Annotated in this window: 17 protein-coding genes; 10 read left to right on the top strand and 7 right to left on the bottom strand. The window is 62.1% G+C overall.

The window, feature by feature from the left end:
- Positions 1-2 precede the first annotated feature (2 nt).
- Both D0Y60_RS24665 and D0Y60_RS00690 read left to right on the top strand, forming a co-directional pair.
- Positions 3-164, top strand: coding sequence for a hypothetical protein (locus tag D0Y60_RS24665; protein WP_158565355.1), 162 nt, complete (start codon positions 3-5; stop codon positions 162-164).
- 373 nt (positions 165-537) lie between these two features.
- Positions 538-1,410, top strand: coding sequence for a GyrI-like domain-containing protein (locus D0Y60_RS00690; RefSeq protein WP_117366220.1), 873 nt, complete (start codon positions 538-540; stop codon positions 1,408-1,410).
- 121 nt (positions 1,411-1,531) lie between these two features.
- On the opposite strand, the gene D0Y60_RS00685 is transcribed toward D0Y60_RS00690, so the two are convergent.
- The gene (locus D0Y60_RS00685; protein ID WP_117366219.1) at positions 1,532-2,170 is read right to left on the bottom strand and encodes a glutathione S-transferase family protein; all 639 of its coding nucleotides are present in this window, start codon (positions 2,168-2,170) and stop codon (positions 1,532-1,534) included.
- A 111-nt stretch (positions 2,171-2,281) separates the two neighbouring features.
- Positions 2,282-3,496 (bottom strand): NADP-dependent isocitrate dehydrogenase, encoded by a 1,215-nt coding sequence (locus D0Y60_RS00680; RefSeq protein ID WP_117366218.1) that lies wholly within the window; start codon positions 3,494-3,496, stop codon positions 2,282-2,284.
- Positions 3,497-3,710: 214 nt separating this feature from the next.
- Between D0Y60_RS00680 and D0Y60_RS00675 the strand changes: the two genes are divergently transcribed.
- From D0Y60_RS00675 to D0Y60_RS00640, 8 genes are all read left to right on the top strand, one after another.
- Positions 3,711-4,286: a hypothetical protein gene (locus D0Y60_RS00675; protein ID WP_117366217.1), complete on the top strand. Its 576-nt coding sequence runs from the start codon at positions 3,711-3,713 to the stop codon at positions 4,284-4,286.
- Between the two features lie 67 nt (positions 4,287-4,353).
- Complete coding sequence (locus tag D0Y60_RS00670) at positions 4,354-5,187, top strand: RNA methyltransferase (RefSeq protein ID WP_117366216.1); 834 nt, start codon at positions 4,354-4,356, stop codon at positions 5,185-5,187.
- 46 nt (positions 5,188-5,233) lie between these two features.
- A complete protein-coding gene (gene murI / locus D0Y60_RS00665; protein ID WP_117366215.1) occupies positions 5,234-6,022 on the top strand; it encodes a glutamate racemase in 789 nt (262 codons plus the stop codon).
- A gap of 120 nt (positions 6,023-6,142) precedes the next feature.
- Positions 6,143-7,654, top strand: coding sequence for an ATP-binding protein (locus D0Y60_RS00660; protein WP_117366214.1), 1,512 nt, complete (start codon positions 6,143-6,145; stop codon positions 7,652-7,654).
- Between the two features lie 222 nt (positions 7,655-7,876).
- Complete coding sequence (rpsD, locus tag D0Y60_RS00655; protein WP_117366213.1) at positions 7,877-8,494, top strand: 30S ribosomal protein S4; 618 nt, start codon at positions 7,877-7,879, stop codon at positions 8,492-8,494.
- Between the two features lie 74 nt (positions 8,495-8,568).
- Positions 8,569-9,498 (top strand): glutaminase, encoded by a 930-nt coding sequence (locus D0Y60_RS00650; RefSeq protein ID WP_117366212.1) that lies wholly within the window; start codon positions 8,569-8,571, stop codon positions 9,496-9,498.
- A gap of 43 nt (positions 9,499-9,541) precedes the next feature.
- Positions 9,542-10,408, top strand: coding sequence for a tRNA 2-thiocytidine(32) synthetase TtcA (gene ttcA, locus D0Y60_RS00645; protein ID WP_117366211.1), 867 nt, complete (start codon positions 9,542-9,544; stop codon positions 10,406-10,408).
- Positions 10,398-11,216, top strand: a complete 819-nt coding sequence (locus D0Y60_RS00640; protein WP_117366210.1) for an inositol monophosphatase — start codon at positions 10,398-10,400, stop codon at positions 11,214-11,216. Before ttcA ends, D0Y60_RS00640 begins: the two co-directional genes overlap by 11 nt.
- A gap of 117 nt (positions 11,217-11,333) precedes the next feature.
- Here D0Y60_RS00640 and D0Y60_RS00635 read toward each other — a convergent pair whose 3' ends face one another.
- The 5 genes from D0Y60_RS00635 to D0Y60_RS00615 all read right to left on the bottom strand — a co-directional run bounded on the left by D0Y60_RS00635 (position 11,334) and on the right by D0Y60_RS00615 (position 14,195).
- Positions 11,334-12,539, bottom strand: coding sequence for a multidrug effflux MFS transporter (locus D0Y60_RS00635; protein ID WP_117366209.1), 1,206 nt, complete (start codon positions 12,537-12,539; stop codon positions 11,334-11,336).
- Positions 12,540-12,664: 125 nt separating this feature from the next.
- Complete coding sequence (gene grxD, locus D0Y60_RS00630; protein ID WP_117366208.1) at positions 12,665-13,000, bottom strand: Grx4 family monothiol glutaredoxin; 336 nt, start codon at positions 12,998-13,000, stop codon at positions 12,665-12,667.
- A gap of 151 nt (positions 13,001-13,151) precedes the next feature.
- Complete coding sequence (locus tag D0Y60_RS00625; RefSeq protein WP_117366207.1) at positions 13,152-13,463, bottom strand: hypothetical protein; 312 nt, start codon at positions 13,461-13,463, stop codon at positions 13,152-13,154.
- A gap of 249 nt (positions 13,464-13,712) precedes the next feature.
- On the bottom strand, positions 13,713-13,955 hold the full coding sequence (locus tag D0Y60_RS00620) for a hypothetical protein (protein WP_117366206.1): 243 nt from the start codon (positions 13,953-13,955) through the stop codon (positions 13,713-13,715).
- Positions 13,956-13,961: 6 nt separating this feature from the next.
- Entirely contained in the window at positions 13,962-14,195 is a 234-nt protein-coding gene (locus D0Y60_RS00615) for a BolA family transcriptional regulator (RefSeq protein WP_117366205.1), read from the bottom strand.
- Positions 14,196-14,200 lie beyond the last annotated feature (5 nt).

Genomic DNA, 14,200 nt, shown 5'->3' with positions numbered 1-14,200 from the left:
ATATGTTCGCGCATTCCCCACGCGCTGGTGAGGATGACGTGATCGCGCAGGCCGTGCACTTCCAGAAGACGGTGCATATCCGATTTCAGGCCGGCAATGTGGAGCTTGGCACCGAACCGATAGCTTTGCGCAACCACCCTTCGACGAATCTAGTGGCGGTGTAACCCATTAGAGGCATGTCGGTGCAATGGGTATGATTGCGGTGCAAAGACTGCGATCCGGGAGACGCCGTAGGCAATAGCGATGGCCACGGAGATCGGCAGCACCACATCGCTACCGTCCATCCCGGAAGTGCGCCGGATCGCAAACGCTCGGCACCGTAGCTCCGCGAAAAGGGTAGCGAGCTTTGGGTGTCGGCCATGGACGCCTCGAAAGGCTGTCGGGCGGAGAGGTCGGCGCAGCTATCTCATGCCTATTCCCTCGCTGATGCAATTGCCCGATCTCGAGCCTGTCGAAATGGTGGAATACGCAGAAGCGCAGGATTTGTGAAATCGCTCCGTGCTTGTTTGAATGCGTCCCGACGAGAAAGGAAACGGCATGAGCGAGAATGAGATATGGGCCGCCTACGAGAAGCGTCTGCTGCGCGTCTCCGCCTATATTTACGAGCATCTGGACGAGGATCTCGACCTCGACCGGCTCTCGGATATCGCCTGTCTTTCCGCCCATCACTGGCATCGTGTCTATCGGGCAGTGCACAACGAGACGCTGGCGATGACCGTCCGGCGGCTCAGGCTGCACCGCGCGGCGGGCGATCTGGTGAGAAGCGACCGCTCGGTCCGGGACATCGCCGCGCGCTGGGGTTATCCCAACCTGCAATCATTCACGCGAGCCTTCGCAGCGGCCTATGGCATGCCGCCGGCGCGCTACCGCAGGAATGGCCCCCATCGCGCTTTCGAACCCGAACACGGCAAGGAAACGTTCCGCATGTACGATATCGTTATTCGCACCATTCCCGAGCAGACGCTGCTCTCGGTTCCCCATACAGGGTCCTATATGGGCATCGGCAAAGCCTTCGAGGCGCTTTACGGCGCCTTGTATTCCCGCAACATTTTCACGCCCGACATGCGCATGATCGGCCTCTTCCTCGATGATCCCGATTTCGTGCCAGAGGACAAGCTCCGCTCCTATGCCTGCGTGACGGCGAATGCGGATGTCCCGGCGGACGCGCCGCTCGAACGCCGCATGCTGGCTGGTGGTGACTACGCCGTGCTGCGCCACAAGGGTCCCTATGCCGATATGGGGGCGGCCTATCGCTGGCTCTACGCCACCTGGCTGCCGGCCTCCGGCCGCTCGATCCGCGACGAGGTGATGCTCGAGGCCTATCTCAACAATCCGCGCGACGTGCCACCGAACGAGCTGATCACGGAAATCTGCCTGCCCTTGCAGCCGGCAAGGAAGGCCGAGGCCTGAGCTCGAGGTAGAGCATTGGGAGCCGTGACGCCGCTTGTCTCGGCTCGTCATCCCCATCGACGTCATCCTCGGGCTTGATCCGAGGATGACGAAGGAGAGCTGGAGAAGCAGTTGCACCTTCCTAACTGGCTTTCATCGCCGCAAGCTGGCGATGCATCTCCTCGTCGTCGATCGCCTTGGCCTTCAGATAGGCGGGGCGATCCTTCAGGCGGTCCCAATAGGCCTGATATTCCGGCCGGGCCTCCAGCGAACCGAATTGCAGGCCCCAGCTGATATGCGAGCCGACATAGACATCGGCGGCGGTAAAGGTATCACCCGTGATATAGGGTGTGCGGCTGACGGCATAGGACAGCGCGTTCAGCACCGATTCGTAGCTGCCGCAGCCGATGCTGCGCTCACGCTCCTTGGGCACGCTCAGCCCGAAGGCCTTGAGCGAGACCGCCATTTCCACCGGGCCGGCGGCGAAGAACATCCAGCGGTAGTAGTCCGCGCGCTGGCTTATGGGCGGGGCAAGTCCGGCTTCGGGGAAGGCGTCGGCCATATAGGCGCAGATGGCGGCGGCTTCGGTCACGACCACCTTGCCGTGGCGGATGGCCGGGACCTTGCCCATTGGGTTGACCGCGAGATAATCCGGCGCCTTCATCGAGCCTTCATAGGTCAGCCATTCGGTGCGGTAGGGCGCGCCGACCTCCTCCAGCATCCAACGGGCGATGCGCCCGCGCGACATCGGGTTGCTGTAGAAAACGAGCTCGTCGGCCATGGTGTCCTCCTCGAATGGCGAGGGGGAGAATAGAGCGCGGCGGGGCGGTCGCAAGCCTGCCCAAAAGAAAAAGCCCGGCGCGATGGCCGGGCTTTCTCGGTGTTTTAAGGCTCAGGCCGCCATGGCCTTGCGCAGGTTCTCGTCGATCTTGTCGAGGAAGCCCGTCGTGGAGAGCCACGGCTGGTCGGGACCGATGAGGAGCGCGAGGTCCTTGGTCATGAAGCCCGATTCGACGGTGTCGACGCAGACGCGTTCCAGCGTTTCGGAGAACTTGGCGAGCTCCGCATTGCCGTCCAGCTTGGCGCGGTGGGCGAGGCCACGGGTCCAGGCGAAGATCGAGGCGATCGAGTTGGTCGAGGTTTCCTCGCCCTTCTGGTGCTGGCGGTAGTGACGCGTCACCGTGCCGTGCGCGGCCTCGGCTTCGACGGTCTTGCCATCAGGCGTCATCAGAACCGAGGTCATCAAGCCGAGCGAGCCAAAGCCCTGGGCCACGATGTCGGACTGGACGTCGCCGTCATAGTTCTTGCAGGCCCAGACGTAACCACCGGACCACTTGAGCGCCGAGGCGACCATGTCGTCGATCAGGCGGTGTTCGTACCAGATCTTCAGTTCCTTGAACTTGTCGGCGAATTCGGCGTCGAAGACCTGCTGGAAGATATCCTTGAAGCGGCCGTCATAGACCTTGAGGATGGTGTTCTTGGTCGAGAGGTACACCGGTACCTTGCGCTGGATGCCGTAGTTGAACGAGGCGCGGGCGAATTCGGTGATCGAATCGTCGAGGTTGTACATGCCCATGGCGACACCGGCGGAGGGCGCATCGAACACGTCGTATTCGATTTCCTTGCCGTCTTCGCCGACGAACTTCATCGTCAGCTTGCCCTTGCCGGGGAACTTGAAGTCGGTGGCGCGGTACTGGTCGCCGAAGGCGTGGCGGCCGACGATGATCGGCTTGGTCCAGCCGGGAACGAGGCGCGGCACGTTCTTGCAGATGATCGGCTCGCGGAAGATGACGCCGCCGAGAATGTTGCGGATCGTGCCGTTCGGCGACTTCCACATCTTCTTCAGCTTGAATTCCTCGACGCGGGCCTCGTCCGGCGTGATCGTGGCGCACTTGACGCCGACGCCGTGCTTCTTGATGGCGTTGGCGGCGTCGATCGTCACCTGGTCGTCGGTGGCGTCGCGGTTCTCCATGCCGAGATCGTAGTATTCAAGGTCGATGTCCAGGTAGGGGTGGATCAGCTTGTCCTTGATGAACTGCCAGATGATGCGCGTCATCTCGTCGCCGTCGAGCTCGACGACGGGGTTGGCGACCTTGATCTTTGCCATGGGGAGCCTCGTGCTTGTAGGGGCGGAACGCCCCGGATCGTGGACTTTAAAGAACCGATTGGCCCTATAGCATCCGAGACCCGGAAGGCAAAGCCAACGAAGGAATGAGGCGGTTTATTTTCGTTGCGATGCGGAATAACTTTTGCCCAAATTCCGTTTCAGGAAGGTTCGCTCGCGGGGCCCGTCCGGGTGCCGCCATCCAATGGAGAATATCATGTCGCGTTTCGGTCTCGTGGCGCTCGCCGTCCTCTTTCCCATTGCCGCGCACGCCGCCGATTTCAAGGCGCCTGTGGCGGAGATCATGTCGGCGGCGACCAACAACTGGCAGGACATGGGCACCGACAGCGATACGCCGCCTGACTATGTCGATTACTTCAGCGAAGATTTTTTGAAGCGCCTCTACAGCAAGGATTTCGTCACGAAATACCGTGCGGCGGCGAAATTCCCCGCCTATGACGATGGCGGCTCGCCCTTCGACTACGACCCGATTATCGGCGGCCAGGATGGCTGCGCGCTGAAGGATGTGAAGACCACCGAGGGCCAGCCGGCCAATGGCGCTGAAGACGTGACCGTAACCTTCGATAACAGCCATTGTTTCGGCGAGCGCGCGCCCGACTGGAAGCCGGAGACGCTGGTCTTCAAGGTGATGGAAGAGGACGGCCATGCCGTCATCGATGATATCGAGCGCCCGAGCTTCGAGGAGGGCGCGTCCCTAAAGAAGGAAATGGTCGAGATCGCCGAAGCCGGCGCCAATGGCGGCAATGCGGAAAAGCCCGAAAGCGACGAATAGCAGCGGATGCTTTTCATTTCCGGCCGTTTATGCCAGTGAGGCGCCAACTTTCTAGGGAAAATTTGGCATGGCAGGCACGAACAGCGAACGCACGATGATCGCCGAAGGACCGGCGATCATCCTCGTTCATCCGCAACTCGGTGAAAATATCGGCATGGTGGCGCGCGCTATGGCGAATTTCGGCCTGGCCGAACTGCGCCTCGTCAATCCGCGCGACGGCTGGCCGAGCGAGAAGGCGATCTCCGCCGCCAGCAAGGCCGATCACGTCATCGAGGCGGCAAAGGTCTATGCCTCGCTGGAGGAGGCCGTCGCCGATCTCGAATTCGTCTATGCGACGACGGCACGCGACCGCTACGGCTACAAGGAAGTTCGCTCGCCGGTCGTGGCGGCGGACGATCTGCGTGTCCGCTTCCGGGCAGGAGAGAAGACCGGCATCCTCTTCGGCCGCGAGCGTACCGGCCTCACCAATGAGGAGATCGCGCTGGCCGACGAGTTGGTGACCTTCCCGGTCAACCCTGCCTTCGCCTCGCTAAACCTCGCCCAGGCCGTTCTGCTGATGAGTTACGAGTGGATGAAGAGCGGTCTCGCCTCCGTCGAGGACACACCATTCGACGCTCTGCCGCAGCGTCCGGCCAAGAAGGAGGAGTTGCAGGGTCTCTTCGACCATGTGGAAGAGACGCTCGATGCGCGCGGCTATTTCCGGCCTGCCGAAAAAAAGCCAAAACTGGTGGAGAACCTGCGCGCTATTCTGACGCGCCCCTCCTTCACCGGCACGGAGATCCAGGTCCTGCGCGGCATCATTTCCTGCCTCGATCGTTTCACGCGGGAATCGCCGCGTGGCGTGACCAATCCTAACCGCACCCGCAACCGCCGGCCGAAAGAGCCCCGTGACCTCGACTGAAACATTTCCAGAAAAAGTGGGAACCGGTTTTTCGTCCGGAAATGTGATGGAACAGACACCGAAGCCTATCTTGATGTTCGACAGCGGCATTGGTGGTCTCACCGTGCTGCGCGAGGCGCGTGTGCTGATGCCCGAGCGGCATTTCACCTACGTGGCCGACGATGCCGGCTTTCCCTATGGCGGCTGGGGAGAGCCGGCGCTGAAGGCGCATATCATCGCGCTCTTCGGAAAGCTCCTGAACGAGCACGACCCGGAAATTTGCGTCATCGCCTGCAACACGGCCTTTACGCTCGTCGGTAGCGATCTGCGCGCCGCATTCCCCCATATGCAATTCGTCGGCACCGTGCCGGCCATCAAGCCCGCCGCCGAGCGCACCAGCTCCGGCCTCGTCTCGGTGCTCGCCACCCCCGGCACGGTCAAGCGCGCCTATACGCGCGATCTCATCCAGTCCTTCGCCACGCAATGTGACGTGCGCCTCGTCGGTTCGGAAAACCTCGCCCGCATGGCCGAAGCCTATATCCGTGGCGAAACCCTGTCCGACGAGGCCGTGCGCGCCGAAATCATTCCATGCTTCGTCGACGAGATGGGCCGCAAGACCGATATCGTCGTGCTCGCCTGCACGCATTACCCGTTCGTCGCGAACCTCTTCCGCAAGCTCGCGCCGTGGCCCGTCGACTGGCTCGACCCCGCCGAAGCCATCGCCCGCCAGGCCCGCCGCCTCGTGCCGCCGCTGGAAACACTGGCACCGGGCGAAGACATCGCCGTCTTCACCTCGGGAAAGCCGGACTTTTCGACACGGCGCCTGATGCAGGGTTTTGGGTTGCGCGTCGTCTGACGTGGCTTTCCCTGTGGGTTTTTCAAAAGCCACGCGTGACGGCGGTCCGTTTCGTGTTAGGGCTTGCCGGATGTCCGGTGGCGGCCGGGCGAATCGCATATTTCAGGAACGAGGAACGGGATGAAGGTCGGCATCGACATGGGAACGGTGCAGGGCGGCGCACCGGCCAAGCTCGATATCGAGGAACTCTTGGCAACGCGCTTGCTGGTGCAGGGCAATTCGGGCTCGGGCAAGTCGCATCTTCTGCGCCGCCTGCTCGAACAGTCGGCACCCTGGGTGCAGCAGGTCATCATCGACCCCGAGGGCGACTTCGTCACGCTGTCCGATCGCTTCGGCCATGTGGTGGTGGATGGCCAACGCACGGAAGCCGAACTGGTCGGCATCGCGACCCGTATCCGCCAGCACCGCGTGTCCTGCGTGCTCTCGCTCGAAGGCCTCGAGGCAGATGAGCAGATGCGCGCAGCCGGCATTTTTCTCAACGCCATGTTCGATGCGGACCGGGACTACTGGTATCCGGTGCTCGTCGTGGTCGACGAGGCTCAGCTCTTTGCGCCCGCCGTCAGCGGTGAAGTCTCCGAGGAGGCAAGAAAACTTTCGCTTGGCGCTATGACCAATCTTATGTGCCGCGGCCGTAAACGCGGCCTTGCCGGCGTTATCGCCACGCAGCGCCTTGCCAAGCTTGCCAAGAACGTCGCGGCCGAGGCCTCTAACTTCCTGATGGGCCGCACCTTCCTCGATATCGACATGGCGCGCGCCGCCGATCTGCTCGGCCTCGACCGCCGGCAGGCGGAAATGTTCCGCGACCTGCCACGCGGCTCCTTCGTGGCGCTCGGCCCAGCACTTTCGCGTCGCCCGCTGCCTGTGACCATCGGCGCGGTGGAAACCTCCGCGCGCTCGACCAGCCCCAAGCTGATGCCGCTGCCGGATGCGCCGCAGGACGTCGAGGACCTGATCTTCACGCCCGATCCCGAAGAGTTTACCCGCCCGCTGGTGCGCCGCGCGCCGCCCGCGCCGCGCCCGACGACGGATATCCTTGCCGAATTGTCTCGCGCACGCCCAGAACCGGTCCAGACCGAAACCAAGGCACCTGCGCCAGAGATATCCGCCGAAGAACGCGAAAGCCTGCTCGATCAGGCCCTCGCAGAAATCCTCAGCAATCCGGAAGCGGCCTTCCGCGCCGATGCGGAGCTGTTCCAGGATTTTCTCGTGCGTTGCCGCATTCGGCGTGTGCCCGGCGCACCGCTCTCGCTGCCGGCCTTCCGCCGCAAGATGGCAGTGGCGCGCTCCGGCGTCGATGCCGAGACGGCGGCCACCGAGATCTGGGGCAGGGCGCTCGAACTGTCGCGCAATGTCACCGAGGACTTGCAGGGCGTGTTCCTGCTGGTTGCCCAGACGGCAGTACGCGGGCTTGCCTGCCCGTCGGACGCCCGCATTGCGCGCGCCTACGGCACGCATTCGGCTCGCCGGGCGCGGCGTCTGCTCGGCTATTTCGAGGAGCAGGGGCTGGTCGTCGTGCACAGCGATCTCGCTGGCCATCGCATTGTCGCCTTTCCGGATCTTGGCTGCGAGACACTGCCGGGCGACGCCAATGGGCCGGACCTTGTCGATTCCCACCGCGATGCGGCGGAATAGGCGGATTTTCCGGGCTTTGTTCGTTGACAGTTCTGTAAAACTCGCCTAATGACCCCGCCAACGCCGGGCAGAAATGTCCGGTGTTTCATTTGACATGTCCCGTGGATTCTCCGGTCGCGATCGTGAGAAGCCTGTCGGAACCTAAGACGGTTCAGAGGAGGGCGTGTTTCCTTCAGCCGGTCCGGCAACGGATTGGCGATAACAAGACTAAGAGGAAATGCGATGAGCAAGCGCGCTGCATCCAAGTACAAAATCGACCGCCGTATGGGCGAAAACATCTGGGGTCGTCCGAAGTCCCCGGTCAACCGCCGCGAATACGGCCCGGGCCAGCACGGCCAGCGCCGCAAGTCCAAGCTTTCGGACTTCGGTGTTCAGCTCCGCGCCAAGCAGAAGCTGAAGGGCTACTATGGCGATATCCGCGAGAAGCAGTTCCGCGCGATCTTCGCTGAAGCCGAACGCCGCAAGGGCGACACCCCGGAAAACCTGATCGGCCTGCTCGAATCGCGTCTGGACGCGATCGTCTACCGCGCCAAGTTCGTTCCGACGGTCTTCGCTGCCCGTCAGTTCGTCAACCACGGCCACGTCAAGGTCAACGGCGTCCGCGTCAACATCGGTTCCTACCGTTGCAAGCCGGGCGACGTCATCGAAGTCAAGGAAAAGTCCAAGCAGCTCGTCACGGTTCTCGAATCCGTTTCGCTGGCTGAACGCGACGTTCCGGACTACATCGAAGTCGATCACAACAAGATGGTTGCGACCTTCGTTCGCATCCCGGTTCTGTCCGACGTGCCTTACGCCGTTGTCATGGAACCGCACCTGGTCGTCGAATTCTACTCGCGTTAATTCGCGGTCGACACCTTGCTTAATCCGGAAAAGCCGCCAAGAAATTGGCGGCTTTTTCTTTTGGGGAAAATCGCATGACGGATTTGCAGGCCATCATTGAGGACATCCACGCCACGCTGTCGCCGCGGCGCGGCGAGGGCAAGGTGGCGAACTACATTCCCCAACTCGCCCATGTGGACCCCGAGAAATTCGGCATGGCCGTGGTGACGGTCGATGGCGACGTGCATCTCGTCGGCGATGCGGAAGAACCTTTCTCCATCCAGAGCATTTCTAAGGTTTTTACGCTGACGCTGGCGCTCGGCAAACACGGCGAATCGATCTGGAAGCGCGTCGGTCGCGAACCCTCCGGCTCGGCCTTCAACTCCATCGTCCAGCTCGAACAGGAAGGCGGCATCCCGCGCAATCCCTTCATCAATGCCGGCGCTATCGCCATCACCGATCTTGTACTGGCCGGCCACACGCCGAAGGAGGCAATCGGCGAGATCGTGCGCTTCCTGCGGTATCTCGCGGATGAAGAGGATATCATCATCGACCAGTCGGTGGCGCGTTCGGAACAGGCGACGGGCTTCCGCAACTATGCGCTCGCCAATTTCATGCGCTCGTTTGGCAAGCTCGACCATGCGGCTGAACTGGTGCTCGGCGTTTATTTCCACCAATGCGCGCTGGCCATGAGCTGCCGGCAGCTCGCCAAGGCAGGTCTGTTCCTCGCCAACAGCGGCACCAATCCGCTGACCGGCCATCGCGTCGTCTCGCATCTTCGGGCGCGGCGTATCAACGCACTGATGCTGACCTGCGGCCATTATGACGGCTCGGGCGATTTCGCCTATCGTGTCGGCCTGCCCGGCAAGAGCGGCGTCGGCGGCGGAATTCTGGCCGTGGCACCCGGAAAGGCGTCCGTTGCCGTCTGGTCGCCCGGTCTCAACGACAACGGCAATTCGCTCATCGGCTCGCTGGCGTTGGAAATGCTGGCGGCGCGCACCGGCTGGTCGGTCTTCGGGGCTTGATTGTGCCGCCGGTTCGGGGCATTGCAAACCCATGACGGCACCTATGACCCTGGCATTCGCTGACCCCGACGACGAAACACCGGACGAAGGCCGTCATCCGCTTTTTGCGGATGCGCCGTCCAGCGTCTCCTTCAACAAGCTGCGCAAGCGCCTGCTGCGGCGGGTCCGTCAGGCAATGGACGATTTTGCCATGCTTAAGGGTCAGAAGCGCTGGCTCGTCGGTCTCTCCGGCGGCAAGGACAGCTACGGCCTCCTCGCGCTGCTGATGGACCTGCAATGGCGCGGCCTGCTGCCGGTGGAGCTGATCGCCTGCAATCTCGACCAGGGGCAGCCAAATTTTCCAAAACATATCCTGCCGGAATATTTGAAATCGATCGGCATCAAACACCGCATCGAATACCGCGACACCTATTCCATCGTGAAGGAGAAGGTGCCGACGGGGGCGACATATTGCTCGCTGTGCTCGCGGCTGCGCCGCGGCAATCTTTATCGCGTGGCCCGGGAGGAGGGTTGCGATGCGCTGGTGCTGGGGCACCATCGCGAGGATATCCTCGAAACCTTCTTCATGAATTTCTTCCACGGCGGGCGGCTTGCCGCGATGCCGCCAAAACTTTTGAATGACGAAGGCGATCTCATGGTGCTGCGTCCGCTCGCCTATGCGGCTGAGGACGATCTGGCGAAATTCGCCACGGCCATGCAGTTCCCGATCATCCCCTGTGATCTCTGCGGTTCGCAGGACGGCCTTCAGCGCAACGCGATGAAGGCGATGCTGGCGGATATCGAAACGCGCATGCCCGGCCGCAAGGACGCCATGCTGCGCGCGCTCGGCCATACCAATCCCTCGCATCTTCTCGACCCCAAGCTTTTCGATTTCTCCTCCCTCGAAACGGTAAAAAGCAATGACGATTGATATCAATGCCCTGGCGCTTGTGCTTGCACACGCGGCCGAGACGGAAATCCGCCCGCGCTTCCGGGCGCTCGCCAAAGGCGACGTCCACACCAAGGCCGACGCGAACGATCTTGTGACGGTCGCCGACGAGGCGGCGGAACGCTTCATCAAGCGCGAGGTGGCCGCGCAGTTTCCGGGCGTGCTGTTCGTCGGCGAGGAATCGGTCGCGGCCGACCCGGCGCTTCTGTCGAAGCTAGGCAATGCCGAAACCGCTATCGTCGTCGATCCCATCGACGGCACCTTCAATTTCGCCTCCGGCGTACCGCTCTTTGGCGTGATGGCGGCGATCGTCTCCGGCGGTGAAACCGTCGGCGGCATCATCTACGACCCGATGGGCGATGATTTCGTCATGGCCGAAAAGGGCTCCGGCGCCTGGCAGACCGGCGATCACCGCCCGGCCGTGCGGCTGAAGGCCCGCGGCGGTGCCGCCCTTGAAGACCTGACCGGCATGGCCTCCACTAGCTTCGTCGACCGCGATCGCCGTGCGCGCATCCTGTCGAACCTCGCCAAGGTGGCCTTCGTCTCGAACTACCGTTGCGCCGCGCACGAATATCGCACCTTCGCCGGCGGCCACCTGCATTATCTCATGTACAACAAGCTGATGCCCTGGGATCACCTGGCCGGTACGCTGATCGCCCAGGAAGCCGGTGCCTATGCCGCCCGCTTCGATGGCTCGGCGTACCAGCCCCACCACACGGAAGGCGGCCTTCTGGTGGCGCCGGACAAGGACACCTGGGAATTGTTGCGCCGGGAAGTCTTCGTCGATTGAGGCTCTATTCCTAAAGCAAAAGACCCGGCTGCATCAGCAGCCGGGTCTTTTTTTGTCTAAAAATCTCTCTGTCATGCTCGGGGCAAGCCCGCGGATGACAGAGGAGTGGTCGTTTCCTTAAACCGGCTTGTTATGGGCCTGGAACAGCTTTCCGCGCTCGGCGATCAGCACGAAGATCAGGCCGATGATCGAGAGCGTGAAGAAGCCGGTGACGAGCGGCAGCGCCGTGCCGTTGAAGGACTGCCCGATGATCGCGCCGATCACCGTGCCGCCGGCCGTGCCCATGAAGCCGAGCACGGAGGAGGCGGTGCCGGCGACATGGCCGAGCGGCTCCATGGCGAGCGAGTTGAAGTTCGAGCCGATCCAGCCGAACTGGAACATCGCCAGCGCGAAGAGCACGATGAAGATCGGGAAGGGCACGTGACCCGGCCAGACCAGCGTGAGGGCAAGCCATAGCGTGTTGACCGTCAGGAAGCCCATGAGGGCGCCGTGCGACAGCTTGCGCATGCCGAACCGGCCGACCAGCTTGGCGTTGACGAAGGATGATAGCGCCATGAAAGCGGCGACGGCGGCAAAGGCGACTGGAAACCAGACGCCGAGGCCGTAGATGCCGACATAGATCTGCTGCGCGGAGTTGATGAAACCGAACAGCGCACCGAAGATGAACGTGCTCGCCAGCGTGTAACAGAGCGCCACGCGGTCCGTCAGAACGATGCGGAAGCCGCCGAGGATGGAGCGCACCGTGAAGGGACGTACGTCGTCGTCATGGAGCGTTTCCGGCAGGCGGAAATACATCCAGGACCAGACGATCATTGCGACGACCGCCATGAAGGCGAAGATCAGGTGCCAGTTGCCGAACAGCATGACGACCTGACCGATGCTCGGCGCCATGACGGGGATGACCATGAAGACCATCATGATCAGCGACATGACTTCCGCCATCGCGCGTCCGCCAAAAATGTCGCGGACGATCGAGACGGTGATGACACGCATCGCCGCCGAGCCGATGCCCTGGATGAAGCGCAGTGCCAGAAGGGCGGCAAAGCTCGGCACGAGGATCGCCATCAGCGACGAGACGACATAGATGCCCAGGCCAACGAACATCGGCATGCGGCGGCCGAAGCGGTCGGAAATCGGGCCGTAGAGCAACTGCGCGAAGGCGAAGCCGATCAGATAGGCCGAGATGACATATTGCCGGTGGTTTTCGTTCTCAACGCCGAGGCTCGCGCCGATCTCCTGGAGACCGGGCAGCATGATGTCAATGGCGAGCGCATTGAGCGCCATCAGGAACGCCATGAGCGCAATGAATTCTATCTTGCCCATGCCTTTGAGGCGCTGGGCCGATTCAGGGGAAAGTCCAGACATATCAATTCATTCCATAAAAGAGAGAAGGCGCCGCTGGGGTGCGGCGCCTTTGAAAAGCTTGCCGGCCGGAAGACCGTGAAGCGTCAGGCAGCGCCCTTGATCGAAATACCCTGTTCCTGAAGGTGAGACTGCAGCTCGCCCGACTGGAACATTTCACGCACGATGTCGCAACCGCCGATGAACTCACCCTTAACATAAAGCTGCGGGATGGTCGGCCAGTTGGAATAATCCTTGATGCCCTGGCGGATGTCGGCATCAGCGAGCACGTTGATGCCCTTGTAGTTCACGCCCACGTAATCGAGGATCTGCACGACCTGACCGGAGAAGCCACACTGCGGAAACTCTGGCGTGCCCTTCATGAAGAGCACGACGTCGTTGGTCTTCACTTCGTTGGCGATGAAATCTTGGATGCCGCTCATAGTCGTATTCCCTAGCAAATCGGCTTCAAGGGCCGATGCGATGAACCATGCGCCCTAGATAACAACCTCGGGTGACAAATGCCAGAAGGCCCTCTGGAAAAAGTAAGCGGGGTTGCCTTAGCAAATCCCGGGTGTTGCGCCGTTGCCGCGCCTATTGTGTGCCGTCGCAGCGGCTTGCGCCGGTGGTCGTCACGCTGCCATCGGCAAAATCCAGGGTCTTTTCGACCGTGATGACCGTGCCAAAGCCGTTTGCCTGAAACTCTGCGAAGCCGGGGCATGTGTCGGGCGTACCCTCGACCGTGCGCTCCCAGAAGACGAGCTTGCCGTTCTTAACCTCGAAGGCATCGGAGGGGGCGTCGAGCAGCACCGTGCCCTCGTCCAGATCGTGCACGACGACATCACCCTGCGGGCCGGTCGAGCGGCTCAGCACGAGGATATTGCCTTCCAGCGCATAGAACCACAAGGGATCGCCGGGTTCACCGATGACATCGTCCGCTTCATCTGGATCGAAGCGGCATTCCGACGCCGTGCCGGGCTCGATGGCCGTTACGGCGATCTGTGCGCCAGGCTCGTCGCCATAGCCTTTGACAGCGACGAGGTAGCTGTCGCTGGAATGGCACTCGACCTCCTGCGCCGCGCCACGGGCAAGGCAAGGAGAGACAGGCCAAGCGAGAGGATGGCAAGACGCATGGCGGGACCTGAGGCTGCGGAATCAGCGGCTGCGCTGGCGGGAGCGACTGGCCGCCGTGCGTCGGCGGCTCGTCTGTTTACGGGCCGGCTTGAACGCGGCCTCTAGGATATCGCCGAGGATGCCGCCGGAGGCCTTCGTGCGCGTTGTCGTCTTGCGGCGCGTGCGCTTGGTGGTCGTGGTCTTGCGCACGCCGGTCTTCTTCAGCACCTCTTTCAGGGCTGCGTCCACCACGCCGGAAACGAGTTCGTCGAGAAGGCCCGCCATGGCGGATCAGTCCGGAATGGAGGTTTGGAGGGCAAGCGCGTGCAACACGCCGCCCATATTGCCCTTCAATGCGTCGTAGACCATCTGGTGCTGCTGCACGCGGGTCTTGCCGCGGAAGGCTTCCGCGACGACCTCAGCTGCATAATGGTCGCCGTCGCCGGCAAGATCGCGGATGACCACCTTCGCTCCGGGAATGCCGGATTTGATGAGGTCTTCGATATCGCCGGGTGACATGGCCATGAAAC

This window comes from Shinella sp. WSJ-2, from assembly GCF_003432075.1.
Taxonomy (GTDB): domain Bacteria; phylum Pseudomonadota; class Alphaproteobacteria; order Rhizobiales; family Rhizobiaceae; genus Shinella.
This window is presented reverse-complemented; position numbering and strand designations above follow the sequence as displayed.

Excerpts from the sequence above, each read along its gene's own strand:
- D0Y60_RS24665 (WP_158565355.1), top strand. The coding sequence starts at position 3 with ATGTTCGCGCATTCCCCACGCGCTGGTGAGGATGACGTGATCGCGCAG.
- D0Y60_RS00690 (WP_117366220.1), top strand. The coding sequence starts at position 538 with ATGAGCGAGAATGAGATATGGGCCGCCTACGAGAAGCGTCTGCTGCGC.
- D0Y60_RS00685 (WP_117366219.1), bottom strand. The coding sequence starts at position 2,170 with ATGGCCGACGAGCTCGTTTTCTACAGCAACCCGATGTCGCGCGGGCGC.
- D0Y60_RS00680 (WP_117366218.1), bottom strand. The coding sequence starts at position 3,496 with ATGGCAAAGATCAAGGTCGCCAACCCCGTCGTCGAGCTCGACGGCGAC.
- D0Y60_RS00675 (WP_117366217.1), top strand. The coding sequence starts at position 3,711 with ATGTCGCGTTTCGGTCTCGTGGCGCTCGCCGTCCTCTTTCCCATTGCC.
- D0Y60_RS00670 (WP_117366216.1), top strand. The coding sequence starts at position 4,354 with ATGGCAGGCACGAACAGCGAACGCACGATGATCGCCGAAGGACCGGCG.
- murI (WP_117366215.1), top strand. The coding sequence starts at position 5,234 with ATGGAACAGACACCGAAGCCTATCTTGATGTTCGACAGCGGCATTGGT.
- D0Y60_RS00660 (WP_117366214.1), top strand. The coding sequence starts at position 6,143 with ATGAAGGTCGGCATCGACATGGGAACGGTGCAGGGCGGCGCACCGGCC.
- rpsD (WP_117366213.1), top strand. The coding sequence starts at position 7,877 with ATGAGCAAGCGCGCTGCATCCAAGTACAAAATCGACCGCCGTATGGGC.
- D0Y60_RS00650 (WP_117366212.1), top strand. The coding sequence starts at position 8,569 with ATGACGGATTTGCAGGCCATCATTGAGGACATCCACGCCACGCTGTCG.
- ttcA (WP_117366211.1), top strand. The coding sequence starts at position 9,542 with ATGACCCTGGCATTCGCTGACCCCGACGACGAAACACCGGACGAAGGC.
- D0Y60_RS00640 (WP_117366210.1), top strand. The coding sequence starts at position 10,398 with ATGACGATTGATATCAATGCCCTGGCGCTTGTGCTTGCACACGCGGCC.
- D0Y60_RS00635 (WP_117366209.1), bottom strand. The coding sequence starts at position 12,539 with ATGGGCAAGATAGAATTCATTGCGCTCATGGCGTTCCTGATGGCGCTC.
- grxD (WP_117366208.1), bottom strand. The coding sequence starts at position 13,000 with ATGAGCGGCATCCAAGATTTCATCGCCAACGAAGTGAAGACCAACGAC.
- D0Y60_RS00620 (WP_117366206.1), bottom strand. The coding sequence starts at position 13,955 with ATGGCGGGCCTTCTCGACGAACTCGTTTCCGGCGTGGTGGACGCAGCC.
- D0Y60_RS00615 (WP_117366205.1), bottom strand. The coding sequence starts at position 14,195 with ATGGCCATGTCACCCGGCGATATCGAAGACCTCATCAAATCCGGCATT.